This is a genomic window from Micrococcus sp. MS-ASIII-49 (assembly GCF_000946635.1).
GTDB lineage: Bacteria > Actinomycetota > Actinomycetes > Actinomycetales > Micrococcaceae > Micrococcus > Micrococcus luteus.
On sequence record NZ_JXSP01000104.1, the window covers coordinates 1 to 22,879 of the forward strand.

General features: G+C 70.2%; 16 protein-coding genes, 5 pseudogenes and 1 other annotated feature. Of the genes and pseudogenes, 13 read left to right on the forward strand and 8 right to left on the reverse strand.

Going from position 1 to position 22,879, the window contains the following annotated elements; all coding sequences use genetic code 11:
* From SJ20_RS07335 to SJ20_RS07360, 5 genes and pseudogenes are all read right to left on the reverse strand, one after another.
* On the reverse strand, positions 1-369 hold a 369-nt coding region (locus SJ20_RS07335; RefSeq protein ID WP_044659480.1), incomplete at its 3' end, for a transposase.
* A gap of 262 nt (positions 370-631) precedes the next feature.
* Positions 632-1,662 (reverse strand): annotated as a pseudogene (locus SJ20_RS11740) (IS3 family transposase); the annotation flags it as partial.
* Positions 1,229-1,363: a sequence feature (AL1L pseudoknot), on the reverse strand. (Overlaps the previous pseudogene by 135 nt.)
* 59 nt (positions 1,663-1,721) lie before the next feature.
* Entirely contained in the window at positions 1,722-1,919 is a 198-nt protein-coding gene (locus tag SJ20_RS07350) for a hypothetical protein (protein ID WP_010078466.1), read from the reverse strand.
* 44 nt (positions 1,920-1,963) lie between these two features.
* Positions 1,964-2,296: a DUF3024 domain-containing protein gene (locus SJ20_RS07355; RefSeq protein WP_036315702.1), complete on the reverse strand. Its 333-nt coding sequence runs from the start codon at positions 2,294-2,296 to the stop codon at positions 1,964-1,966.
* 62 nt (positions 2,297-2,358) lie between these two features.
* Positions 2,359-3,640: pseudogene (locus SJ20_RS07360) on the reverse strand (IS256 family transposase).
* A 123-nt stretch (positions 3,641-3,763) separates the two neighbouring features.
* Here SJ20_RS07360 and SJ20_RS07365 point away from each other — a divergent pair.
* Positions 3,764-4,228, forward strand: a pseudogene (locus SJ20_RS07365) (transposase); the annotation flags it as partial.
* Here the strand turns inward: SJ20_RS07365 and SJ20_RS07370 are convergent.
* Positions 4,197-5,569, reverse strand: a pseudogene (locus SJ20_RS07370) (IS1380 family transposase). The pseudogenes SJ20_RS07365 and SJ20_RS07370 sit on opposite strands and share 32 nt — an antisense overlap.
* Positions 5,570-5,741: 172 nt before the next feature.
* Between SJ20_RS07370 and SJ20_RS07375 the strand changes: the two are divergent.
* The 4 genes and pseudogenes from SJ20_RS07375 to SJ20_RS07390 form a co-directional block, all read left to right on the forward strand.
* Positions 5,742-6,884 (forward strand): calcium/sodium antiporter, encoded by a 1,143-nt coding sequence (locus SJ20_RS07375; protein ID WP_043282823.1) that lies wholly within the window; start codon positions 5,742-5,744, stop codon positions 6,882-6,884.
* 174 nt (positions 6,885-7,058) lie between these two features.
* Positions 7,059-7,832 carry an IS30 family transposase gene (locus tag SJ20_RS11745; protein WP_230278250.1) on the forward strand — a complete coding sequence of 258 codons (774 nt, stop codon included), beginning with the start codon at positions 7,059-7,061 and terminating at the stop codon, positions 7,830-7,832.
* Positions 7,833-7,894: 62 nt separating this feature from the next.
* Positions 7,895-9,045, forward strand: a protein-coding gene (locus SJ20_RS07385; RefSeq protein ID WP_131661471.1) for an IS3 family transposase whose coding sequence is annotated in 2 segments (ribosomal slippage) — positions 7,895-8,165 and positions 8,165-9,045 — 1,152 coding nt in all. Because the reading frame shifts where the segments join, the coding sequence is not laid out codon by codon here.
* Between the two features lie 14 nt (positions 9,046-9,059).
* Positions 9,060-10,367, forward strand: a pseudogene (locus SJ20_RS07390) (AAA family ATPase); the annotation flags it as partial.
* A gap of 174 nt (positions 10,368-10,541) precedes the next feature.
* Here SJ20_RS07390 and SJ20_RS07395 read toward each other — a convergent pair.
* Positions 10,542-11,063 (reverse strand): adenine phosphoribosyltransferase, encoded by a 522-nt coding sequence (locus SJ20_RS07395; RefSeq protein WP_036316668.1) that lies wholly within the window; start codon positions 11,061-11,063, stop codon positions 10,542-10,544.
* Positions 11,064-11,163: 100 nt separating this feature from the next.
* On the opposite strand from SJ20_RS07395, the gene SJ20_RS07400 reads away from it, so the two are divergent.
* From SJ20_RS07400 to SJ20_RS07435, 8 genes are all read left to right on the forward strand, one after another.
* Positions 11,164-12,699, forward strand: coding sequence for a peptide MFS transporter (locus SJ20_RS07400; protein WP_082067605.1), 1,536 nt, complete (start codon positions 11,164-11,166; stop codon positions 12,697-12,699).
* An 85-nt stretch (positions 12,700-12,784) separates the two neighbouring features.
* Entirely contained in the window at positions 12,785-13,171 is a 387-nt protein-coding gene (gene gcvH, locus SJ20_RS07405; RefSeq protein ID WP_002854607.1) for a glycine cleavage system protein GcvH, read from the forward strand.
* Between the two features lie 101 nt (positions 13,172-13,272).
* Complete coding sequence (locus SJ20_RS07410) at positions 13,273-13,698, forward strand: FHA domain-containing protein (RefSeq protein WP_002854606.1); 426 nt, start codon at positions 13,273-13,275, stop codon at positions 13,696-13,698.
* 12 nt (positions 13,699-13,710) lie between these two features.
* On the forward strand, positions 13,711-14,454 hold the full coding sequence (locus SJ20_RS07415; RefSeq protein ID WP_044659482.1) for a MerR family transcriptional regulator: 744 nt from the start codon (positions 13,711-13,713) through the stop codon (positions 14,452-14,454).
* Complete coding sequence (locus tag SJ20_RS07420; RefSeq protein ID WP_002854604.1) at positions 14,447-14,962, forward strand: bifunctional nuclease family protein; 516 nt, start codon at positions 14,447-14,449, stop codon at positions 14,960-14,962. The genes SJ20_RS07415 and SJ20_RS07420 overlap by 8 nt, the downstream gene beginning before the upstream one ends.
* 212 nt (positions 14,963-15,174) lie before the next feature.
* Positions 15,175-15,738: a MerR family transcriptional regulator gene (locus SJ20_RS07425; RefSeq protein ID WP_044659483.1), complete on the forward strand. Its 564-nt coding sequence runs from the start codon at positions 15,175-15,177 to the stop codon at positions 15,736-15,738.
* Positions 15,739-15,890: 152 nt separating this feature from the next.
* Complete coding sequence (locus tag SJ20_RS07430; protein ID WP_044659484.1) at positions 15,891-19,409, forward strand: pyruvate carboxylase; 3,519 nt, start codon at positions 15,891-15,893, stop codon at positions 19,407-19,409.
* Between the two features lie 82 nt (positions 19,410-19,491).
* The gene (locus tag SJ20_RS07435; RefSeq protein ID WP_044659485.1) at positions 19,492-20,955 is read left to right on the forward strand and encodes a mycothione reductase; all 1,464 of its coding nucleotides are present in this window, start codon (positions 19,492-19,494) and stop codon (positions 20,953-20,955) included.
* Between the two features lie 61 nt (positions 20,956-21,016).
* Here the strand turns inward: SJ20_RS07435 and SJ20_RS07440 are convergent, their stop codons facing one another.
* A complete protein-coding gene (locus tag SJ20_RS07440) occupies positions 21,017-22,852 on the reverse strand; it encodes a long-chain fatty acid--CoA ligase (RefSeq protein WP_044659486.1) in 1,836 nt (611 codons plus the stop codon).
* Between the last annotated feature and the right edge of the window lie 27 nt (positions 22,853-22,879).

Genomic DNA, 22,879 nt, shown 5'->3' on the forward strand with positions numbered 1-22,879 from the left:
CACCACTTCCAGGGACTTGACCAGGACTGCGCGGGCCGCGTTCTCAGCGTCCAAGGTGTCGGACTTCCCGTTCAACCGACGCAGGCGTCGGTCTGGGCGCGAGACTTCCACGACCTTGTGCCCCTGGCGACGGATGTACGAGGCCAGACCAGCCCCGTAGGAGCCTGTGCCCTCGATGCCGAACGCGATGATGGTGCCGTAGTCCGCGGCCCATTCCAGTAGCTGCTGGTAACCGGCACGGTCGGTGGCGATCGTGCCGGTCGCGAGAATCCCACCGATCGAGTCCATGACGGCGGCCACGTGGATGTGCTTGTGGGTGTCCACGCCGATCACGACGTGACCGGAACGGGTGGGGGCGATCTGGCTCATGTACGAGGCTGTCCTTCGGCTACGGGTGCGGGGGCGGCACCGACGCCGGTGGGCGGACAGGACTGTCACGGGGACACGGTCACGAAAATGCTCCAGGCTCCTATCAGGTCACGCCCGGACCGGCGGCAGTGGTCGTACGTGCCCGGCCGCGGGCCCGACAGATCAACGCCAAGACACCATGTGGGTCAATCGTAGAGATGGGTCAGAGCACCACGGCCAGGACTTCCTCATCCTCGCGGAATCCGGCCCTCAGAGACTGACAGTCATAGCTGTCCCCGACGGTCCCGATCGACGGTGTCGCTCCGATCTCGGCGAGGCGTTCGCCGTAGCGAATGGAGGTGAATTGAGACCCCGCGTCGCTGTGGCAGCGCAGGTCCTCGTGGCGAGCGCCGCGGGACCAGCGGGCCATCTCGATCGCGTCGAGGACCATCTCGGTGCGCATGTGTGACGCGCACCGCCACCCGACGATCATCCGGGAGAACGCGTCGACGATGAAGCAGACGTACGCGACGCCGGCCCACGTCGGCACGAACGTCAGGTCGGTGACCCAGAGCCGGTTCGGGGCAGGCGCGGTGAACTCCCGCTTCACGAGGTCCGGGTGCCGCGCCGCGGTCGGATCTGGCCGGGTCGTCTTCACCCGCTTCGACCTGGTCGCGCCCTTAATCCCTGCGGCGCGCATGAGCCGGCCCGTCTGATCTCGGCCGATCATGATCCCCGCCCGGCCGGCGGCTTTCCAGAGCTTGCGGATTCCATAGACGCGGTAGTTCGTCTCCTAGAGCTCGACCAGCTGCGGGATCAGCTCCTCGTCCCGCACCGCGCGAGCCGAGGGGGCGCGGGTCTTGGCGGCGTAGTAGCTGCTCGGAGCCACCTGCAGCAGCCTGCAGATGAGCTCGACTCCGAGCCGGCGAGCGTCGACCAGGTCATCCTTGTTCGCGTCGATGAACGCGACTACTTCCGGTAGTGGCGGTCGAGCTCCGCCCCGAAGAAAGACGCAGCACGCTTGAGGACCTCGTTGGCCCGCCGCAACTCCCGGACTTCCTGCTCCAGTTCACGCACCCGCCGCGCCTCAGCGCTGCTCACGCCAGAGGTGACGCCGTCGTCGATGTCGGCTTGCTTGACCCACATCCGCACGGACTCGACCCCGTACCCGAGCTGCGTCGCGACCCGATTGACGGTCCCATGCTCGGTCCCCAGCTCGGCACGCAGCGTCCTCACCATCCGGACCGCCGCGGCCTTCTCCTCCGGCGAATACCGACGCGTCGTCGGCTTCCCCGCTGTCTGCTCTTTCGGCATAACTCCATCCTCGTTTCCAAGGTCAGGAGTCTCCAACAAACCCAGGGCGCTTCAATCGGTCAGGAAGGCAGCAGGAGCACCTTGATGTCGTAGTCGAGCTTGCAGAGGTAGAAGATCAACTCGACGACGGGACGGTGACTATCCCAGCGGGGCTGTGAGGGGCCGATCTCGCAGAACCTTGCGGCAAACTCAACCTTCTCGCGCGCGGCCGGGATCGATGCGCGGAAGGCCGCTTCATCCCATTGCTCTTCGCTCATACTCCCGACCGTAGCGGTGAGTACCGACACGGCCGTGGGAGCTCTCAGCCCCAGAAGATCGGATCCTGGTGGCTGCCGATGTAGTCGAGCAGACTCTGGACGTTCTTCGTCGGGCGCCTCTTCGTGTACTCGTGGAACTTCATGTGCCGGTCACGCCAGTAGATGCTCCACTGGCCGGTCTTGACGGTGTATCGCAGGCGCGCGACCGGGAACCGCGTCCAGTCGCCCTGCCCGTCCCACGGCGGCCGCGTCTCGATGATCGTGACGTGCCGGTCGGCGATCTCGGCTTCTACTCTCACCTGATCCCACAGGTGCTCGGGCACGCGTTCACGGCACCAGCGGCCGATGCGCAGCAGGTCGGTCTCGGGCATAGCCATGGTCAAGTCCTTTTGAGTGGTGTATCGAGGCTTTGTCGGGTTCCTCGTGGTCGGGTGGGTTGTCAGGCGGCGAGTGCCGCGTGGCCGGGGTCGTCGGTCATGGTGTCGCTGACCTGTAGGGCGGCTTGTTCAGCCGCGGCTTTCGCGGCTGCTTCGGCGAGCATCGTGTCGGTCGCGGTCAGCAATTCCAGGCTCATGTAGCGCCGTGATTCGGTCCATTCGTCGTGCTGCTCGGCCAGCACCGCGCCGAGGAGTCTAATCACCGCGACTCGGCTGGGGAAGATGCCGACGACGTCGGTGCGTCTCCGGATCTCCTTGTTGAGCCGTTCGTTCGGGTTGTTCGACCAGATCTTCTTCCACACCTCCTTCGGGAACTTCGTGAACGTGAGCACCTCATCGCGGGCGCCCTCGAGGTGCTCGGCAGCGGCCGGCAGATGGGTGGCCAGGCTGTCGATCATGTGCTCGTACTGGGCGATCACCGCCTCGACGTCGGGCTGGGTGTAGACGCTGTGCAGCAGCGCTTTCACCGCGGGCCACTGCGACTTCGGGCACACCGCCATCAGGTTGGCCGCGTAGTGGGTGCGGCAGCGCTGCCACTGCGCCGTCCCGAACACCGCCCCGGCCGCTTCGACCAGCCCGGCATGGGCATCGGAGGTGATCAGCTCCACCCCCGACAGGCCGCGGGCAGCCAGATCACGGAAGAACCCGAGCCACCCCTCCCTGGTCTCCGCGGTGCCCAGTTGCAGGCCGAGGATCTCGCGGTAGCCGTCGTTGTTGATGCCGGTGGCGACCATGGCGGCGACCTTGACGACCCGGCCGTGTTCACGCACTTTGAGCACGAGCGCGTCGGCGGCGACAAACCGATACGGCCCAGCATCGAGCGGCCGGGTGCGGAACGCTTCGACCTGCGCATCCAGGTCTTTACTCATCTCTGAGACCTGCGATTTCGACAGGCCCGTGATGCCGAGTCTGCACCAGTTTGTCCATCCGGCGGGTGGAGACGCCGAGCAGGTAGCAGGTGGCGACCACCGTGGTCAGCGCTGCCTCGGCGCGGCGGCGCCGCTCCAGGAGCCAGTCGGGAAAGTAGGTGCCTTCGCGCAGTTTCGGGATCGCGACGTCGATGGTGCCGGCGCGGGTGTCCAGGTCCCGGTGCCGGTAGCCGTTACGCCGGTTGGTGCGCTCATCCGAGCGGGCGCCGTAGGCGGCGCCGCACACGCTGTCAGCCTCGGCCGACAGCAGGGCATTGATGAAGGTGGTGAGCATCTGACGCATCAAGTCCGGCGAGGCCTGGGTGAGCAGATCGGACAGAAACGCCTGGGGGTCGATATCGTGGGGAGCGGTCATCGCGGGTGTCCCTTTCGAGTGGGATGTGAGAGTTTCCTCGAAAGCCTCCCGCGGTGACCGCTTCTACTTCGCGGTCGACACGCCAACCGGAGTCAACGTGCTGCGGGATTCGTACACCACTCTGCCGGACGCAACTGCGCCGAACTGCGCCGCACCCTCCACACCGGGATGAGCCTGCTGACCGACCGCCAAAAAGAACACCTCAGCGTCCTCTTCGCCCACGAGAAGCACGCCGCGGTCGAAGCGGCCTGGGAGATCTACCAGGCCATGGTCGCCGCGTATCGAGAATTCGACCGCGCAAAGGCTAAGGCCAAGATGGAGAAGGTGATCGCGGCGCTGAGCAAGAAGGTCCCCGACACCCTCGAGGAACTGGGCAAGCTCGGCCGGACACTGACCAAACGCGCCGCCGACGTGCTGGCGTTCTTCGAGCGACTGGGCACCAGCAACGGTCCGACGGAGGCGATCAACGGCCGGCTCGAACACCTGCGCGGCTCCGCCCTCGGCTTCCGCAACCTCACCAACTACATCGCCCGCAGCCTCCTCGAATCAGGCGGCTTCAGACCCTTGCTACACCCTCAAATGCGATGAGCCTCGAATGCAGGATCTTGTGCCGACAGCGGCGCACGATGGTCGCGGGGATCTCGAACAACCGTGCGCGAAACCGTTTGGGCTCCCAGCGACGTGCATCATGGCCGGCCAGCGCGATGGCCTGCATCCAGGCGACGATGACGCCGGCGAGCTGGACGATCTGGCACCAGACCTGGTTCTGCGCGAATCCCTGCAGCGGGAACTTCATCAGGCCCATGTCCTTGGCGTTGCGGATCCGGTCCTCGCAGCGCGCGCGGCGGCGGTGACGCAGCTCCAGCACTGGAAGCTGGCCGCGTGGGGCGTTGGTCGCGAACGCAGTGATCCGCATCCCTTTGTGATCGGTGATCCGTAGCTGCACTCCGGGGTGGGGGCGTTCCTTCCTTACGGTTACCCGCATTCCGGGGGCCACCCGGGCAGGTCCAGTAGTCCGGTCAGTTCCGCGACCCATGCCCCATCGCGGATCCCTTCGGTGTCGGTGTCGTAGGCAGGAGTCCACGCCTTCGCCTCATCAATACGTTCCAACAGGTCAGGAGTGTTCGCGGGGAGGGTGAACCCGACTGAGTAGGCCAGACGCTGCCGCTCCAGCCAGCCCGCGAAGTCCTTGGGGCCGCCGGCCCCGTCGGTGCGAATCAGGACCTTTTTCGATCCCCGCCCGCCCCGGCCCAGCAGGGCCGGTGGGAGCTGCGCAAGGGCCAGACGGGTGACGGCGATGTGATCGCTGGCGGTGTTCGAGCCCGCGTTGCCGGGGCGAAGGTGGATCGCGAGCGGTTCCCCGGTTCCTTCGCTGCCGTGGTCCAGGAACGCGTACAGAGGGTGGTAGCCGAAGCCGCGTTTGAACGTCGGGGCGGCTTGCTCCTTCTCACTGTGGACGTTGATCAGGGTGGCGTCGAGGTCGATGACCAGCGGGGTCTTCGCGCTCGTCCCCTCGGCCGGGGAATGCTCGCCGGCCAGGGCCCAGGCCTGCTCGCGCGCGGTCCTGCGAGCCCTGGCGATCGCGGTCATCACGGCGGGCGCGTCCTCAGCGAGGGTGGTGAGCGTGCGGGAGATCGTTGGGGCCGAGGCGACGTCACCGAACAGGCCCGGCTCGCACCGCAGCAGGTCGGTGTCACGGGCGACCTCCCCGCCCACCGCGAGAGTCATCGCGAGGTCCAGCAGGACCTTGGAGGCGTGATGCTCGGCCAGCGGTTTCGTCCATGAACCCAACGCTTCACGCAGCGAAGAGGCGAGGCCGGTGGCGTGGATCGTGTCGGTCAGCAGCACCGCGCCCGCATGCGAGGCCGCCGGGACCTCAGCGACGTCCACACGCGGGCGGGGGTAGAAGAACACGGTAGGGTGGGACACCTGAAAGGTGCTCCTTCCGGCCAGGGATTACGAGACTCGACACCCCGTATCATCCCAGGCCAGGAGCACCTTTCTCTATGACGCCCACCCGTCGAGACCACACCCCAGTGAAATCTCGAGGTCAGCGGGTGCTCGTGGCAGGGCCTGAACTGTGGTCCGTACACTCCTACTCATGGATGCGCTTGATATTGGACGGATCGTGGCCGGACTGGTGCTGCTGGTCTTGGGTGGGGAATTTCTGGTGCGTGGGGCGTCAGCACTGGCCGGACGTTTCGGGATTTCGTCATTGGTGATCGGTCTCACCGTAGTGTCAGCGGCGACGTCGGCACCCGAGTTCGCAGTGAGCGTCGGTGCTGTACTGCGTGATGAACCGGGGCTTGCCGTGGGCAATGCGGTTGGCAGCAACATCATTAATGTCCTGCTCATCCTGGGACTGTCCGCGCTGGTCGTTCCCCTCGCTGTAAAGCGGAGGCTGATCCGCTTTGACCTGCCCCTGATGGTCGTCTTGTCAGTTCTACTGCTCCTTGTGTCCCTGGATGGGAGGATCAGTGCGGTGGACGGGCTGATACTATTTTTCGGTGTGGTGGTCCACACCATAATGTCCGTGGTGATTAGTCGGCGGGACGCCAAGACCGCGGTGAATGCCCGGGAAGGGACAGGAGATTCGGCAACCGTCGATCCAGCCGACGAGGAAGGGGCTGCGCTAGGCGCCTCGGTCAGCAGGTCGCTCTTCTTTGTGCTGCTGGGGGTCGCGTTGCTGGTCGCCGGTGCCACGCTGCTCGTGGAAGGAGCAGTGAACATAGCCACCACGTTGGGCGTAAGCAGCCTCGTGGTCGGACTGACCGTTGTGGCTGTCGGGACATCGCTGCCCGAGCTGGCGACGTCCATCATTGCCGTGCGTCGCGGTGAACGCGACCTAGCGGTGGGCAACGTGGTCGGCAGCAATATCTTCAACATAGGGGTAGTGCTAGGACTAACCGCGCTCATCTCTCTTGAGGGCATTCCCGTATCCGGCGCCGCAGTGGCCTTCGATATCCCAGTAATGCTGGCGGCCGCAGTGGCACTACTGCCGATCGCGTTCACGGGCTTCGCGGTGGCGCGTTGGGAGGGCGGCTTGTTCGTGGTTTTGTACGCCGCCTACACCGGATACCTTGTGCTGGCTGCCACAGCGCACGATGCACTGGAGGGATTCACCGTAGCCATGGCGTGGTTCGTGCTGCCGTTAATCGCACTGACGCTCATTTCCTTTACAGCCTACGAAATCGGGCTCCGCAAGGGACGCCGAGACCTGGACCAGACCACGACTTCGACGTAGACCGTCGAGTGCATTCGGCTGCTGGCTTCATTCAGGTCGTCGGCTGGATGTAAATCGGCAAGAGATGACTGTCGGTTGGTGGTGTCATAGCGTCGTAGCAACACTCCCGGTCGGTGGGGGCTCGAGGCGAGGAGGCCTGGGATGGTGCGGCGGCGACTCACGTTCACGGAGCGGATGGAGATCTCGACGGGATCGAAGGCCGGGTGGGGAGTCCGGAAGATCGCGTCTCACCTGGGTAGATGCCCTTCGGTGGTCTCCAGAGAGCTTCGACCGAACTCGACGAAGACGCGCGGCTATCAAGCCGTGACCGCGGACGTGAAAGCGCAACGCCAGCGCTCTCGCCCACAGGTCCGGAAAGTGGCAAAGGACCCGGTACTCGAGGCCCGCGTCAACGCCGACCTCGCAGCGTCATGGATGCCGAACGAGATCGCGGGTCGCTTGCGTCTGGAGGCCGCAGACCCGACCGTTGAACGCATGGCGAACTCTCCCGACGCTCAGGGCCGCACCGTCAGCGGAGAAGCGATCTACCAGTACATCTACGCGATCCCCCGCGGAGAACTCGCCAAGCGTGGGATCTTCTTGCAGTCCAAACGGACCAAGCGCCGGCCCCGCACGCACGGCCGCTCCCGAGGCGGGCCGATCGTGGGGATGGTCCCGATCGCGGAGCGTGGCGAGGACGCGGCGAAGCGGCGGGTACCCGGGCACTGGGAGGGCGACCTGATCATCGGGAAGAACGGGTCCTCGTGCGCGGCGACGCTGGTGGAGCGGATGAGCGGGTTCACCGGCCCGCTCGCCCTGCCCTCGAAACACGCCGAGGGCCCCCGCGGACGCGGTGATCGAGTACTTCACCGAGCTGCCCCGGATGATGCAGACCTCGCTGGTAAGGGACCAGGGCAGCGAGATGGCGCACCACGCAAAGGTCTCCCCTGGGCTGACCCCGTTTCGTAGGTCCAGTCGTTATGAGAGTCGTCCTGTTGCCCGCGGTCGCGGGCAGGGAGACTGGTCAGATCATGACGAACAGCAGGAAGCGTCACACCCCCGAGCAGGTCGTCCGTAAGCTCGGGCAGGCCGACAGGATGCTCGCCGATGGTCAGGACGTCGCGGCGGTGTGCCGGGAGCTCGGGGTGTCCGAGCAGACGTACTACCGGTGGCGGAACCAGTACGGCGGCCTCAAGGCCGACGACGCAAAGCGCCTGAAGGAGCTGGAGAAGCAGAACGCGACCCTGAAGCGTCTGCTCGCGGAAGCGGAGCTGGAGAAGGCCGCGCTCAAGGAGCTGGCTGAGGGAAACTTCTAAGCCCGGACAGGCGCCGCGCCGCCGTCGATCACCTCAAGGGCAAGTTGCGGGTGAGCGAACGGATGGCGTGCCGTCTGGTCGGGCTGAGCCGCTCCGCGTACCGGCGACCGCTCAAGGGCGACACGGTCGCGGACCCGGATCGGGCGCTCAGGGAGTGGCTGCGCGCCTGGGCGAAGGACCATCCCCGCTACGGGTATCGGCGGGCGTATCACGACGCCCGCGCCGAGGGGTGGGTGGTGAACCACAAGAAGATCCAACGCCTGTGGCGTGACGAAGGGCTCCGGGTCCCGCAGCGGCGTCGACGCAAGCGCGTCGGGTCCTCGACCGTCGACGCGCCGACGGCGGACGCGCCGAACGTGGTGTGGGCGGTGGACTTCCAGTTCGACGCCGACGAGCACGGACGACCGATCAAGATCTGCTCGATCGTCGACGAACACACCCGGGAGTGCATCGGCGGGCTCGTGGAGCGCTCGATTACCGCCGACCGACTCACCGCCCACCTCGAGGACCTCGTCGCCGCCCGGGGCGCCCCGGCGGTGCTCAGGTCGGACAACGGGCCGGAGTTCATCAGCGAGGCGATGGCCGACTGGGCCGGCACCCGCACCGGCCTGTCCTACATCCCTCCGGGCTCGCCGTGGCGCAACGGGTACGTCGAGTCGTTCAACAGCCGGATCCGCGACGAGTGCCTCAACATCAACAGCTTCTACTCGCTGCTGCACGCACAGGTCATCATCGGCGACTGGAAGGACGAGTACAACCACCACCGCCGGCACTCCTCGCTCGGCTACCTAACCCCAGCCGAGTACGCTCGGCAGTGCACCCATCAAATGGAAACCGGCGACTCACAGAACGTCCGGACCGAATGAAGGGGGCGGCTCAGAACCTGATGGCCGAGGCCGCCCGGCAGACCACCGGCTACAGGTTCGCCTCCACCGAAGACCGGGAAGCGATCGTCGGCCTCGTGGTCGACGCCGCCGAGTCCGTGTCGCTGCGGCTGACCCCGCCCGAGCTCGCTTCGAGCCCCGCGGCGTTCCGCCGCCCGGATGGCACATCAGTGTTCCGGCCGAAGCACTCGGCCGTGTTCTCCTCCGAGGTTCTGCTGGCGGCCGAAGACCGCCTCCTCGAGCGCGCCCGCACCACTACCGGCCCGACCGTGCCGTTGGCGACGGTAGAGCGGATCACGGCCCGGCCCGACCGGGAGGGCCGCACCCTCGGCCCGGACCAGGCGGACGCGTTGGCGAGGATCGCGCTGTCAGGCCGGATGATCGACGTGCTCGTAGGGCCGGCCGGGGCTGGGAAGACGACGGCGATGAACGCGCTGCGCCGAGCGTGGGAGCACGAGCACGGCCGAGGCTCTGTCGTCGGCCTCGCTCCGTCCGCGGTCGCGGCGCACGTCCTCGCCGACGACCTCGGGATTGCCGCCGAGAACACGGCGAAGTGGCTGGACACCCACGACCGCACCGGGGCCACGTTCCGCCGGGGGCAGCTCGTCATCGTCGATGAGGCGTCGATGGCCGGCACCCTCGCCCTCGACCGCATCACCGCCCTCGCCACCGCGGCCGGGGCGAAGACGTTGGTCGTCGGGGACTACGCTCAGCTCCAGTTGCCGACCGCGGCCGGCGCCTACGCGATGCTCGTCCACGACCGGGATGACGCCCCCGAGCTCACCGCCGTGCACCGCCTCGCCCACGCCTGGGAGAAGACTGCCTCCCTCGGCCTGCGCCACGGCGACACCAGCGTCATCAACGCCTACGCGGACCACGGCCGCATCGCCGAAGGCGACAGCGAGGCGATGGTCGAAGTCGCCTACCGGGCGTGGCGCGCCGACACGCTGGCCGGGCGGGCGGCGGTGCTCGTGGCCGACTCCAACGAAGCCGTGCTCGCCCTCAACCGGCGAGCCCGCGCCGAGCTGATCCTTGACGGCATCGTGAACGCCCTCCGCGAAGTCGAACTGCACGACGGCACCCGCGCCGCCGCCGGGGACACCGTCATCACCCGACACAACGACCGGCGCCTGCGCTCCGGGCGTGGCTGGGTCAGCAACAGCAACAGGTGGACGGTCACCGACGTCCGCGACGACGACTCCCTCGCCCTCCGCCGTGCTGGCCGGAAGCGAGGTGGCTCCGTCGTGATCCCGGCCGACTACGCGGCCGAGCATCTGGAGCTCGGCTACGCCGTCACGTCGCATTTTCGGAGAAGTATGAACGGTCTGGACGCCTGGGGGTCAAGAGGTCGTGGGTTCAAATCCCGCTAGCCCGACCACGTCGACGAAGCCGGAGTTCAGCAGTTCGGGGCTCCGGCTTCGTCGTACCCGGCGCGGAGCAGCCTGGTCCGCCACTCTCCGTCGGTCGGGCGGGGCGGTTCAGGACGCGAACAGCACGTGCGTGTCCGGCACGACGGCCCGGCCGCCAAGGGCCGTGAGCTCCAGCAGGCAGGCCGCGCCCACCACCTCCGCGCCCCGCGCCTCGATGAGCCGTCGGCCGGCGGCGAGGGTGCCGCCCGTGGCGAGGACGTCGTCGAGCAGGAGCACCCGTGACCCGGCCCGCAGGTCTTCCGACACCTCGATGCTCGCGTTCCCGTACTCCAGCGTGTAGTCCGCACGGGCCGCGGGAGCCGGGAGGCGCCCGGCCTTGCGCAGCGGCACGAGGCCGGTGCCGGTCAGGACGGCGGCCGCCCCGGCGAGCAGGAACCCGCGGGCCTCGAGGCCGGCCACGAGGTCGAACCGCCCCTCGAACGGCGCCACCAGGGCTTCGACGCACGCCCTCAGGGCGCGGGCGTCCGCGAGCAGGGGCGTGATGTCCTGGAAGGCCACGCCCGGGCTGGGATGGTCGGGGACCACGCGGATGAGGGAGCGGGCACGGGCGATCTCGGAGGTGACGGACACGGCCTCCACTCTAGGACGGACGCCGCGCGGGCAGCGGATGTGATCGGCGTCACCGGGCAGGGAGTTTGCCCTGACTCCCTCGGAGGAGGACAGTGGATCGGTGGAAAATCCCCAGAATCCTCTCGCGGGCCGCGTGCCCGACGTCGAGCCGCCCGCCCGCGTGGCGGCGTCGACGGCCACCCGTCCCGACGACGCCACCCCCGACTGGCGCGGCCGCCCGTTCCTCGGCCAGCCCGGCCCGCTGGCGAACCTGTTCTCCGTGGAGCTGTGGGAGCGCTTCTCCTTCTACGGCATGCAGGCCATGCTCGTGTACTACATGTCCTGGACCGCCGCGGAGGGCGGCCTCGGGATCGACCCGGCCGTGGCCACGGGCATCGTCGGCGCCTACGGCGGCATGGTGTACGTGTTCTGCATCCTCGGCGGCTGGGTCGCCGACCGCCTGCTCGGCTCCGAGCGCACCATGTTCATCAGCGCCGTCGGGATCATGTTCGGCCACATCGCGCTGGCCCTCGTCCCGGGTGTCCCGGGCCTGGCCCTCGGCCTCGTGCTCGTCGCCGTCGGCTCGGGCGGCCTCAAGGCCAACGCCACGAACCTCGTCGGCTCCCTGTACTCCCGCGAGGACCCCAAGCGCGACGCCGGCTTCTCCATCTTCTACATGGGCGTGAACATCGGCGCCCTCTTCGGCCCGCTGCTGACCGGCCTGGCGCGGGACACGCTGGGCTTCCACGTCGGCTTCGGCCTCGCCGCCGCCGGCATGGCCATCGGCCTGGCGCAGTACGCCCTGACCCGCAAGAACCTGCCCACGGACGTGCACCGGGTCCCGGATCCGCTGCCGCGGTCGCAGTACGGCCGCTGGGGCCTGATCGGCCTGGGGATGGTCGCCGTCGTCGTGGCCCTGTTCCTCACGGACGTCATCACCCTGGACAACCTCTCCGACGCCGTCGTCGTGCTCGCCGCCGTCGCGGCCATCGCGATCTTCGCGGTCCTGCTGACCTCGACGAAGGTCACGGAGGAGGAGCGCTCGCGCGTGAAGGCGTTCATCCCGCTGTTCATCGGCACGTCCGTGTTCTTCGCCCTCTTCCAGCAGCAGTTCACCGTGATCGCGCTGTACTCCGAGCACCGCCTCGACCGGAACCTGTTCGGCTGGCTCATGCCCATGGAGTGGGTCAACTCCATCAACCCGATCTTCATCATCGTGTTCGCCCCGGTGTTCGCCGCGCTGTGGACCAAGCTGGGCACCCGCCAGCCCGCCACCCCGGTGAAGTTCGGCATCGGCATCGTCCTGATCGGCATCGCCTTCCTGCTGTTCATCCCGGTGGCCGACGTCGCCGCCGTGCCGCTGCTGTGGCTGACGCTGATCCTCTTCGTCTGCACCATGGGCGAGCTGCTCGTCTCCCCGGTGGGCCTCTCCCTGGCCACCAAGGTCGCCCCGCGCAGCTTCCCGGTGATGATGGTGTCGCTGTACAACCTGTCCGTCGCCCTGGGCACGGCCCTGGCCGGCTCCCTGGCCGGCTCCTACTCGGAGCAGAACGAGGTGGGCTACTTCGGCACGATCGGTGCGGTCACCCTCGGCGTGGGCCTGATCGTGCTGGCCATCGCCAAGCCGGTGCGTCGCGGCATGCGCGGCGTGCTCTGAGCACGCCAGTGGCGCGAATCACGCGCCGCTCGGTAGTCTGCGAGACGACGTCATCCCTCCCGACCACACAAAGGACGCGCACTCCATGAGCTCCATCCCCGAAGGCCTGAAGTACTCCGCCGAGCACGAGTGGATCGCCGAGGCCGGCGCCGCCGGCACGGTCCGCGTGGGCATCACCGACTTCGCCCAGGATGCGCTGGGTGACGTCGTGTACGTGGACCTGCCGGAGGTCGGCACCGAGGTCACCGCGGGCACCGCGGTGGGCGAGGTCGAGTCCACGAAGTCCGTCTCGGACATCTACGCCCCGGTCTCCGGCACCGTGGCCGCCGTCAACGACGAGCTCGACGGCGAGCCCGGCCTGGTCAACTCCGCCCCCTACGAGGGCGGCTGGCTGTTCGAGATCACCCTCGCGGACGAGGCCCAGCTCGAGGGCCTCATGGACGCCGAGGGCTACGCCTCGCACACCAGCTGAGCCCCGTCCGCCCTCGCCCCGCCGCTGGCCGGCGGGGCGACGGCGTCCCCTTCGTCTCTCCCTCCGGCGCCGCGGCGCCGGCCCTCGCACAGGAGCACCCCATGAACCAGCCCGGACGTGAACCGGACCTGTCCACCTCCGCCATCAACCTCACCGAGCTGGCGCCGCTGGTCTCGGCGGACCTCACCCGCGAGGAGTCGGACGCGATCCGCGCCCTCCCGGCCGGTTCCGCGCTGCTGCTCGCCCACGAAGGCCCGGACCAGTCCGCCCGCTTCCTGCTGGACGAGGACGTGGTCTCCGTGGGGCGCCACCCGGACGCGGACATCTTCCTCGACGACGTCACCGTCTCCCGTCGTCACGCGGAGTTCCGGGCCGAGGACGGCGGCCATCGGCTCGTGGACCTGAACTCCCTCAACGGCACCTTCGTGAACCACGACCGCGTGGACGAGATCCTGCTGCGCTCCGGGATGCACGTGCAGATCGGCAAGTACCGGCTCACGTACTACGCCGGACCGGCGCGGGGCTGAGCCGTCATCCTCGTGACCGATCCGCGCCCGCGCCCCGACGCCGTCCCCACCGCCCGCCCTGCGGGCCGGCTGGGCATCGGCGAGGTGGTGGCCGCCCTCGAAGCCGAATTCCCCGGCGTCTCCGCGTCCAAGGTGCGCTTCCTGGAGGAGCGTGGCCTCGTCCTGCCCGAGCGGACCCCCGCCGGCTACCGGCGCTTCCGGCCCGAGGACGTGGACCGGCTCCGGTTCGTCCTCGCTCTGCAGCGCGACCACTTCCTGCCGCTCAAGGTGATCGCCGAACACCTGGCCGCGCTGGACCGCGGTGAACGCCCCACCGGCCTGCCCGGAACCGCGGCGGTCCCGGCGTCCTCGGACGCGGATCGGCTCGGCCGCGAGGTCGCCGGGGGCCGCCGGTCGTGGACACGCGCCGAGCTCGCCGCCGAATCCGGTGCGGGCGAGGAGCTGCTGGCCGAGCTGGACCAGTACTCACTCCTGCCCGTCGATCCCGACGGCGGCTACCCGAGCCACGCGATGGACGTGGCCCGGGCCGCCGTCGTGCTCGCGGGCCACGGCCTGGAGCCGCGGCACCTGCGCCCGCTGCGGGCCGCCGCCGACCGCGAGCTGGGCCTGGTGGAGCGCGCCGTCGCCCCGCTGCAGGCCCGCCGCGATGCCGGCACCCGCCCCCGCGTGGCCCGCTCGGCACGGGAGATCGCGCAGGCCAGCCTGCGGCTGCACGCGGCCCTCGTGGCCGAGGGGCTGGAGCAGTGGGATGACTGAGCCGCGCCCCGTGCCCGCCGACGACGTCGGCGACGTGCCGCTCTCCGTGCTCGGCGTGCGCGTCGAGCTGCCCGAGCAGCACCATGTGATCCTGCTGGTGGATCCGCCCGGCCGCACGATGGTCCCGCTGTGGGTGGGCGCGCCCGAGGCCGCCGCCGCCGCGCTCGCACTCGAGGGCGTCCGCGCGCCCCGGCCCCTCACCCATGAGCTGCTCCTGGCCGCCGTCGACGCCCTGGGCGCCGAGGTCGTGCGGGTGCGGCTCACCGAGGTCCGGGACGAGGTCGTGCACGCCGAGCTCGTGCTCTCCACGGGCGCCCGGGTCGACGCCCGCGCGTCGGACGCCGTCGTGGTCGCCCTGCGCGCCGACGCCCCCGTGCTCGGCAGCCCCGCCGTGCTCGCGGACGCCGGCATGCCGGCGCGGACGGGGGAGGAGGACGCCGGCCAGGAGCGCGCCGTCGAGGACTTCCGCGACTTCCTGGACACGGTGCGCCCCGAGGACTTCGCCTGAGCGGAGCCGGCGCGACACGGCGCGGCCGCGCCGCCGGCTTCGTTGACCGCCCCCGGACCCGCGCGTACCTTCGAGGGGAAGAGGGCCCCGCCACCCGGAGCGCCTCCGTCGCCCTCCCCACGGTCACCGGGGAGCGCCGCCACGGTCACCGGCGGCACACGACGGTCGCGTCCCCCTCCCCGCACCGGGGGCCCCGCACCAGGAGGTTCCCCGTGACACCCACTGCAGGTCCTGGCCGGCCCCCCGCGCTCGGCGCCCAGGGCACGCTCTTCGACGAGGGCAGGACCCAGGGCGACGACGTCGGCTTCCGCGGTCCCACCGCGTGCAAGGCCGCCGGCATCACCTATCGCCAGCTCGACTACTGGGCCCGCACGGACCTCGTGGCCCCCACGGTCCGCAGCGCCTCCGGCTCCGGCTCCCAGCGGCTCTACTCGTTCCGCGACATCCTCGTCCTCAAGGTGGTCAAGCGCCTCCTGGACACCGGCGTCTCGCTCCAGCAGATCCGCACCGCCGTGGGCCACCTGCGCGAGCGGGGTGTCGAGGACCTGGCGCAGATCACCCTGATGAGCGACGGCGCCTCGGTGTACGAGTGCACCTCGGCGGACGAGGTCGTGGACCTCGTCCAGGGCGGCCAGGGCGTCTTCGGGATCGCCGTCGGCCGCGTGTGGCGCGAGGTCGAGGGCAGCCTCGCCGAGCTGCCCCGCGAGAGCGTGGTCGGCGCCCCCGAGCCGGGGGACGAGCTGGCCGGGCGGCGTCAGGCCCGCCGCTCCGCCTGACCCTCCACCGCGGGGCGCCCGCGGCCGGCCCCGGCACGAGGCCGGGCCGGCGTCGGCGCCCCACAGCGCCGAACCAGTCATCTTTCGTCTCGCAGCGGTGACTGTGCGCGACATGAGGCGGAACTCCGGCGCGGTGTGACACACTCCCAACTATGACCGCACCTGTCGAGAACTTCACCCCTCCAGAGGACGCGGCCGGGTCGACCGGAGCCGGCGCCGTCTTCTCCAAGGTCTTGGTGGCCAACCGCGGCGAGATCGCCGTCCGCGCCTTCCGCGCCTGCTACGAGCTGGGCGCCCGCACCGTCGCCGTCTTCCCCTACGAGGACCGCAATTCGATCCACCGCCAGAAGGCGGACGAGGCCTACCGCATCGGCGACGAGGGCCACCCCGTGCGCGCCTACCTCGACGTGGATGAGATCATCCGCGTGGCCAAGGACGCCGGGGCCGACGCGATCTACCCGGGCTACGGCTTCCTGTCGGAGAACGCCGGCCTGGCCCGCGCCGCGGCCGAGAACGGGATCACCTTCGTCGGCCCGCCCGCCGACGTCCTCGAGCTGACCGGCAACAAGGTCGAGGCCCTGCGCGCGGCCAAGCGCGCGGGCATCCCCACCCTGGCCTCCTCGGACCCGAGCGCCGACGTCGAGTGGCTCCTGGAGCAGGCCGAGGAGATCGGCTTCCCCATCTTCGTCAAGGCCGTCGCCGGCGGCGGCGGCCGCGGCATGCGCCGCGTCGAGCGCCGCGAGGACCTGCGCGGCTCCCTCGAGGCCGCGATGCGCGAGGCGGACACCGCCTTCGGCGACCCCACCGTGTTCCTCGAGCAGGCCGTCCTGCGGCCGCGGCACATCGAGGTGCAGATCCTCGCCGACGGCGAGGGCAACGTCGTGCACCTCTTCGAGCGGGACTGCTCGCTCCAGCGCCGCCACCAGAAGGTCATCGAGATGGCCCCGGCCCCGAACCTGGACGAGGAGATCCGGCAGGCCCTGCACCGGGACGCCGTCGCCTTCGCCAAGGAGATGGGGTACGTCAACGCGGGCACCGTCGAGTTCCTCGTGGACACGGCGGGCGAGCGTGCGGGCCAGCACGTGTTCATCGAGATGAACCCCCGCATCCAGGTGGAGCACACCGTGACCGAGGAGGTCACGGACGTGGACCTGGTGAGCGCGCAGCTGCGCATCGCCGCCGGCGCCACCCTGCCCGAGCTGGGCATCACCCAGGACGCCCTCCAGGTCCGCGGCTTCGCCATCCAGTGCCGCATCACCACCGAGGACCCGGCCAACGGCTTCCGCCCGGACACCGGCACCATCACCGCCTACCGCTCGGCCGGCGGCTCCGGTGTGCGCCTCGACGGCGGCACCATCTACGCCGGTGCGGAGATCAGCCCCCACTTCGACTCCATGCTGGTCAAGCTCACCTGCCGCGGACGCGACTACGCCACGGCGGTGCGCCGCGTGCGCCGCGCCCTGGCAGAGTTCCGCGTGCGCGGCGTGGCCACCAACATCCCGTTCCTGATGAACGTGATGGACGACCCGCAGTTCCTCAGCGGCGACGTCGCCACGGACTTCATCGACAAGCACCCCGAGCTGGCCACGGTGAACCGCTCCCAGGACCGCGGCTCCAAGGCCCTGCAGTACCTCGTGGACGTCACGGTCAACCTGCCGCACGGCCCGCGCATCGAGGGCATCGACCCCCGCGACCGCCTCCCGGAGCACCCGGGCGACAAGCACCAGGAGCCGGACCGCTCGCCCTTCGACGGCCCGAGCCGGAACGAGGACGCGGCGCCCCCGCACGGCTGGCGTCAGGTGCTGCTGGAGCAGGGCCCCGAGGGCTTCGCCCGCACCCTGCGCGAACAGACCGCGCTGGCCGTCACGGACACCACGTTCCGCGACGCCCACCAGTCCCTGCTGGCCACCCGCGTCCGCACGCGCGACCTGCTGGCCGCCGCGCCCGCCGTCGCGCACACCCTGCCGGGGCTGCTCTCCGTGGAGGCCTGGGGCGGGGCGACGTACGACGTCGCGCTGCGCTTCCTCCACGAGGACCCGTGGCAGCGCCTCGAGCTGCTGCGCGCGGAGCTGCCGAACATCCCGATCCAGATGCTGCTGCGCGGCCGCAACACGGTGGGCTACACGCCGTACCCCACCGAGGTGACGGACGCGTTCGTGGCCGAGGCCGCGGCGTCCGGCGTCGACGTGTTCCGCATCTTCGACGCCCTCAACGACGTCGAGCAGATCACCCCGGCCATCGAGGCGGTGCGTGCCACGGGCACCGCCGTGGCCGAGGCGGCCCTGTGCTACACGGGCAACATGACGGACCCGAAGGAGACGCTCTACACGCTCGACTACTACCTGGGCCTCGCCCGCCGGATGGTCGACGCCGGCGCCCACGTCCTGGCGATCAAGGACATGGCGGGCCTGCTGCGGCCCGCCGCCGCGCGCGAGCTCGTCACCGCCCTGCGCGCCGAGTTCGACCTGCCCGTGCACCTGCACACGCACGACACCGCCGGCGGCCAGCTGGCCACCCTGCTCGCGGCGGCGGAGGCCGGCGTGGACGCCGTCGACGCGGCCACCGCGTCCATGGCGGGCACCACCAGCCAGGTGCCGCTGTCCGCCCTGGTCGCGGCGCTCGAGCACACCGAGCGGGACACCGGTCTCGGCCTCGAGGCCGCCACCGCGATGGAGCCCTACTGGGAGTCCGTCCGCTCGGCGTACGCGCCCTTCGAGGCGGGGCTGCCCGCCCCGACCGGCCGCGTGTACCACCACGAGATCCCGGGCGGCCAGCTGTCCAACCTGCGCACGCAGGCGATCGCGCTCGGCCTGGGGGAGCGGTTCGAGGCCATCGAGTCGATGTACGCCGCGGCCGACGACCTGCTCGGCCACCTCGTCAAGGTCACCCCGTCCTCCAAGGTGGTGGGCGATCTGGCGCTGCAGCTGGTCGGCTCCGGCGTGGACCCGAAGGAGTTCGCGGAGCGTCCGCAGGAGTTCGACATCCCGGACTCCGTGATCGGCTTCCTGCGCGGCGAGCTCGGCGACCCGCCCGGCGGCTGGCCGGAGCCCTTCCGGACCAAGGCCCTCCAGGGTCGCCGCGAGGGCGCGGGCATGGTGGAGATCTCCGCGGAGGACTCGAGCGCCCTCGCCGAGGCCGGACAGACCCGCCGCGCGGTGCTGAACCGCCTGCTCTTCCCCGGCCCCACGAAGGAGTTCGAGGCGCACCGCGAGGAGTTCGGGGACACCGTCACCCTGCACACCCGCGACTTCCTCTACGGCCTCGTCCCCGGGCGTGAGCACGTCATCTCGCTCGGACGCGGTGTCCGGCTGCTCGCCACCCTCATGTCCGTCTCCGAGCCGGACGAGAAGGGCATGCGCACGGTGATGGTCACCCTGAACGGTCAGCTGCGCCAGATGACCGTCCGGGACCGCTCGATCGAGTCCACCGTGCGGACCGCGGAGAAGGCGGACCCCGGCACCCCCGGCCACGTCGCCGCCCCGTTCGCGGGCTCGGTCACCGTCCAGGTGGCCGAGGGCGACGCCGTCGAGGTCGGCCAGGCGGTGGCCACGATCGAGGCGATGAAGATGGAGGCCACGATCACGGCCCAGGCCGCGGGCACCGTGCGCCGCGTGGTCACGGAGGGCGTCACGCCCGTCAACGGCGGAGACCTGCTGCTCGTGATCGAGTGAGCCCCGCGTGAGCCCGCCGCCGGCGGGCCGCCCCACGGGCCCGGACGCCACCGCGTCCGGGCCCGTGCCTATCCTGGGAGGCATGGCCACCTCTGCGGAACACCACGACCTGCTCATCATCGGCTCCGGATCGGGGAACTCCCTGATCAGCGAACACTGGAAGGGCCGGAGCGTCGTGATCGCCGACTCCGGCACGTTCGGCGGCACCTGCCTGAACGTCGGCTGCATCCCCACCAAGATGTACGCCTACCCGGCCGGCCTGGCCGCGCTGCCCCCCGAGGCTCGGAGCCTCGGGGTGGGGCTGGAGTTCACGGGCGCCGACTTCCCGGCCATCCGGGACCGCATCTTCACGCGCATCGACGGCATCAGCCGCGACGGGCTCCGCTACCGCCGGGACGATCTGGACTACACGAGCGTGATCCAGGAGGAGGTCCGCTTCGTCGGCCCCCGCCGCGTGCGCACCGCCTCGGGCCGGGAGATCACGGCGGACCAGGTGGTGGTCGCCGCGGGGTCGCGGCCCACCCTCCCGGCGATCCCGGGCCTGGACCTGCCGTCGGTGCACACCTCGGACACCGTGATGCGGATGGATCGGCTGCCGCGGCGGCTGCTCGTGGTGGGCGGCGGGTTCATCGCCTGCGAGTTCGCCTCCGTCTTCGCCGGGCTGGGGACCGAGGTCGTCCAGGTCAACCGCGGCCACCGGCTGCTCAAGCAGCACGACATGTCCGTGTCCACGACGTTCACGAAGATCGCTGCCCGACGGTGGGACCTGCGCACGGGGTGGACCCCGGCCGGGATCGAACCGGTCGAGGACGCCGAGCGGGCCGCGGACGGCTGGGTCCGGGTGCGCCTGGATCGCGCGGAGGGCCAGGAGCAGACCGGCATCGTGGAGGAGGCCATCGAGGCGGACGCGGTGCTGATCGCGGTCGGCCGGACGCCGAACACGGACCGCCTCGACCCCGCCGCCGCGGGACTGGACGTCACCGACGACGGCGTCCTGGCCAGCGACCAGCACCAGCGCGCGCTCTCCGACGGTGCGCCGGTGGAGGGGGTCTACGTGCTCGGGGACGTCGCCAACACGTGGCAGCTCAAGCACGTGGCCAACCACGAGGCCCGCGTCGTCGCGCACAACCTGGAGCATCCGGACGACCTCCGCGCCAACACGCTCGGCCCCGTGCCGGCGGCCGTGTTCACCCATCCGCAGGTGGCCTCCGTCGGTCTCACGGTGGAGCAGGCGCTCGCCGACTACGGCGCGGACGCGATCACGGTGAAGACCCAGTCCTTCGGGGACGTCGCCTACGGTTGGGCCATGGAGGACACCGAGGGCGTGTGCACCGTCGTCGCGGAGAAGGCCACGGGACGGATCCTGGGCGGGCACATCCTGGGGCACGAGGCCGCGAACCTCATCCAGCCGCTCGTGACCGGCATGGCGTTCGGCATCGACGCCCACCGGCTCGCGCGGGGCCAGTACTGGCCCCACCCGGCCCTCACCGAGGTCGTCGAGAACGCGCTGCTGGGCCTGGACGTGCCGGACTCCGGCCTGCTCTGACCGGACCCGCGGGGACGACGACGCCCGGCCGCGGGGGCCGGGCGCCGTCGTCGAGGGGCGTTCAGTTCTGCGGGGCGGGCTCCCCGTAGATGTCCGCGATCTGCGCGGCGAAGTCCTTCATGATCGCCGACCGGCGCATCTTCAGGGACGGGGTCACATGGCCCTCCTCCAGGGAGAAGTCGCGGTCGAGGATGCGGAACTCCCGGATCCCCTCGGCGCGCGAGACCAGGCTGTTGGCCTTGTCCACGGCCTCCTGGATGTGGCGGCGCACCGCGTCCTCGCGTGCGGCCGCAGCGACGTCGAGGTCCTTCGGCAGCCCGTTCGCGGCGAGCCACGCGGGCAGGGTGTCGGTGTCGAGGGTGACGATCGCCGCGATGAAGGGCTTGCCGTCGCCGACCACCATCACCTGGGAGACGAGCGCGTCGCTGCGGATCGCGTCCTCGAGCATCGCCGGTGCCACGTTCTTGCCGCCGGCCGTCACCAGCAGCTCCTTCTTGCGGCCGGTGATCGTGAGGAAGCCGTCGTCGTCCAGGGCCCCGAGGTCGCCGGTGCGGAACCAGCCGTCTTCGAAGGCCTCCTCGTTCGCCTCCGGCCGGTTGTGGTAGCCGCGCATCAGCGACGTGCCGCGCGTGAGGATCTCGCCGTCCTCGGCGATCCGCACCTGGTTGCCGCCGAGGGGGTGTCCGACCGTGCCGATCTTCAGCCGGTCCGGCCGGCCCACGGTGATGGGGGCCGTCGTCTCGGTGAGGCCGTAGCCCTCGAGGATGGTCACGCCCACGCCGCGGAAGAAGTGCGCCAGGTCGGTGGAGAGGGGGCCGCCGCCGGAGACCGCGTACGCGAGCCGGCCGCCCATGGCCGTCCGGATCCGGCGGTAGACCAGCGCGGAGTAGAACGCGCGCTGCAGCCGCAGGGGCGCCGTCATCTGGCCCGAGTCCAGCGCCCGGGACCAGCGGATCGCCACGTCCGCGCCACGGCGGAAGATCTTCTCCTTGCCGCCGCTCTGCGCGTTGAGCAGCGCCGCGTTGTAGATCTTCTCGAACACGCGCGGCACGGCCAGCACGAAGCTCGGCTGGAAGGTCTGCAGCGAGACCGAGAGCCGCTTGATGTCCGAGACGTGCCCGCAGCGTGCGCCCGCGGCGACGGTGAGCACCGAGACGAAGCGCGCGAACACGTGCGCCAGGGGGATGAACAGCACGGTGGAGGTGTCCTCGCGGACGACGTCGCCGAGCGAGGAGGACAGGGTCTGGTTGACGAGCTCCGCGAAGTTCTCGTGCGTGAGCTCGCAGCCCTTGGGCCGGCCCGTGGTGCCGGAGGTGTAGATGATGGTCGCCAGGTCGGCCAGGCCGGCGGAGGACCGGCGCGTCTCGAGCTCCTCATCGGTGACGTCCGTGCCCAGGGCGACGAGCGCCTCGAGGCCGGAGCCGGGGTCGCCGTCGGCCGGGTCCATCGTCCACAGGCCGATCAGCTCCGGCAGGCCCTCGCGCTGCACCGCGTCCCGCACCGTCTTGGCGAGGTCCTCGTTCCCGGTCACGACGGCGCGCACGTTCGCGTCCTCGATGATCCAGGACACCTGGCTGACGGAGGAGGTCTCGTACACGGGCACGGTGACCGCGCCTGCATACCAGATGGCGAAGTCGACCAGGGTCCACTCCAGGCGGGTGGAGGCCAGGAGCCCGACCGTCTCCCCGGGCTGGATCCCGGCGGCGATGAGCCCCTTGGCCAGGGCCCGCACGCGCTCGCGGGCGTCCCGGGCGGAGACGTCCGTCCACTGATCCTGCGCGTCCGCCACCGCGAAGAGGCCGTGGTCGGGACGCTCCGTGGCCTGGCGTTCCAGGAAGTCCGTGATGTTCGCCTCCGGGGACAGGCGGGGCTGGTACGGCTCGCTGATCTCGTGCATGGGACTCCTCGGGCGTTGGGTCGGTTC

Excerpts from the sequence above, each read along its gene's own strand:
- SJ20_RS07350 (WP_010078466.1), bottom strand. The coding sequence starts at position 1,919 with ATGAGCGAAGAGCAATGGGATGAAGCGGCCTTCCGCGCATCGATCCCG.
- SJ20_RS07355 (WP_036315702.1), bottom strand. The coding sequence starts at position 2,296 with ATGGCTATGCCCGAGACCGACCTGCTGCGCATCGGCCGCTGGTGCCGT.
- SJ20_RS07375 (WP_043282823.1), top strand. The coding sequence starts at position 5,742 with ATGGATGCGCTTGATATTGGACGGATCGTGGCCGGACTGGTGCTGCTG.
- SJ20_RS11745 (WP_230278250.1), top strand. The coding sequence starts at position 7,059 with ATGGAGATCTCGACGGGATCGAAGGCCGGGTGGGGAGTCCGGAAGATC.
- gcvH (WP_002854607.1), top strand. The coding sequence starts at position 12,785 with ATGAGCTCCATCCCCGAAGGCCTGAAGTACTCCGCCGAGCACGAGTGG.
- SJ20_RS07410 (WP_002854606.1), top strand. The coding sequence starts at position 13,273 with ATGAACCAGCCCGGACGTGAACCGGACCTGTCCACCTCCGCCATCAAC.
- SJ20_RS07420 (WP_002854604.1), top strand. The coding sequence starts at position 14,447 with ATGACTGAGCCGCGCCCCGTGCCCGCCGACGACGTCGGCGACGTGCCG.
- SJ20_RS07430 (WP_044659484.1), top strand. The coding sequence starts at position 15,891 with ATGACCGCACCTGTCGAGAACTTCACCCCTCCAGAGGACGCGGCCGGG.
- SJ20_RS07435 (WP_044659485.1), top strand. The coding sequence starts at position 19,492 with ATGGCCACCTCTGCGGAACACCACGACCTGCTCATCATCGGCTCCGGA.
- SJ20_RS07440 (WP_044659486.1), bottom strand. The coding sequence starts at position 22,852 with ATGCACGAGATCAGCGAGCCGTACCAGCCCCGCCTGTCCCCGGAGGCG.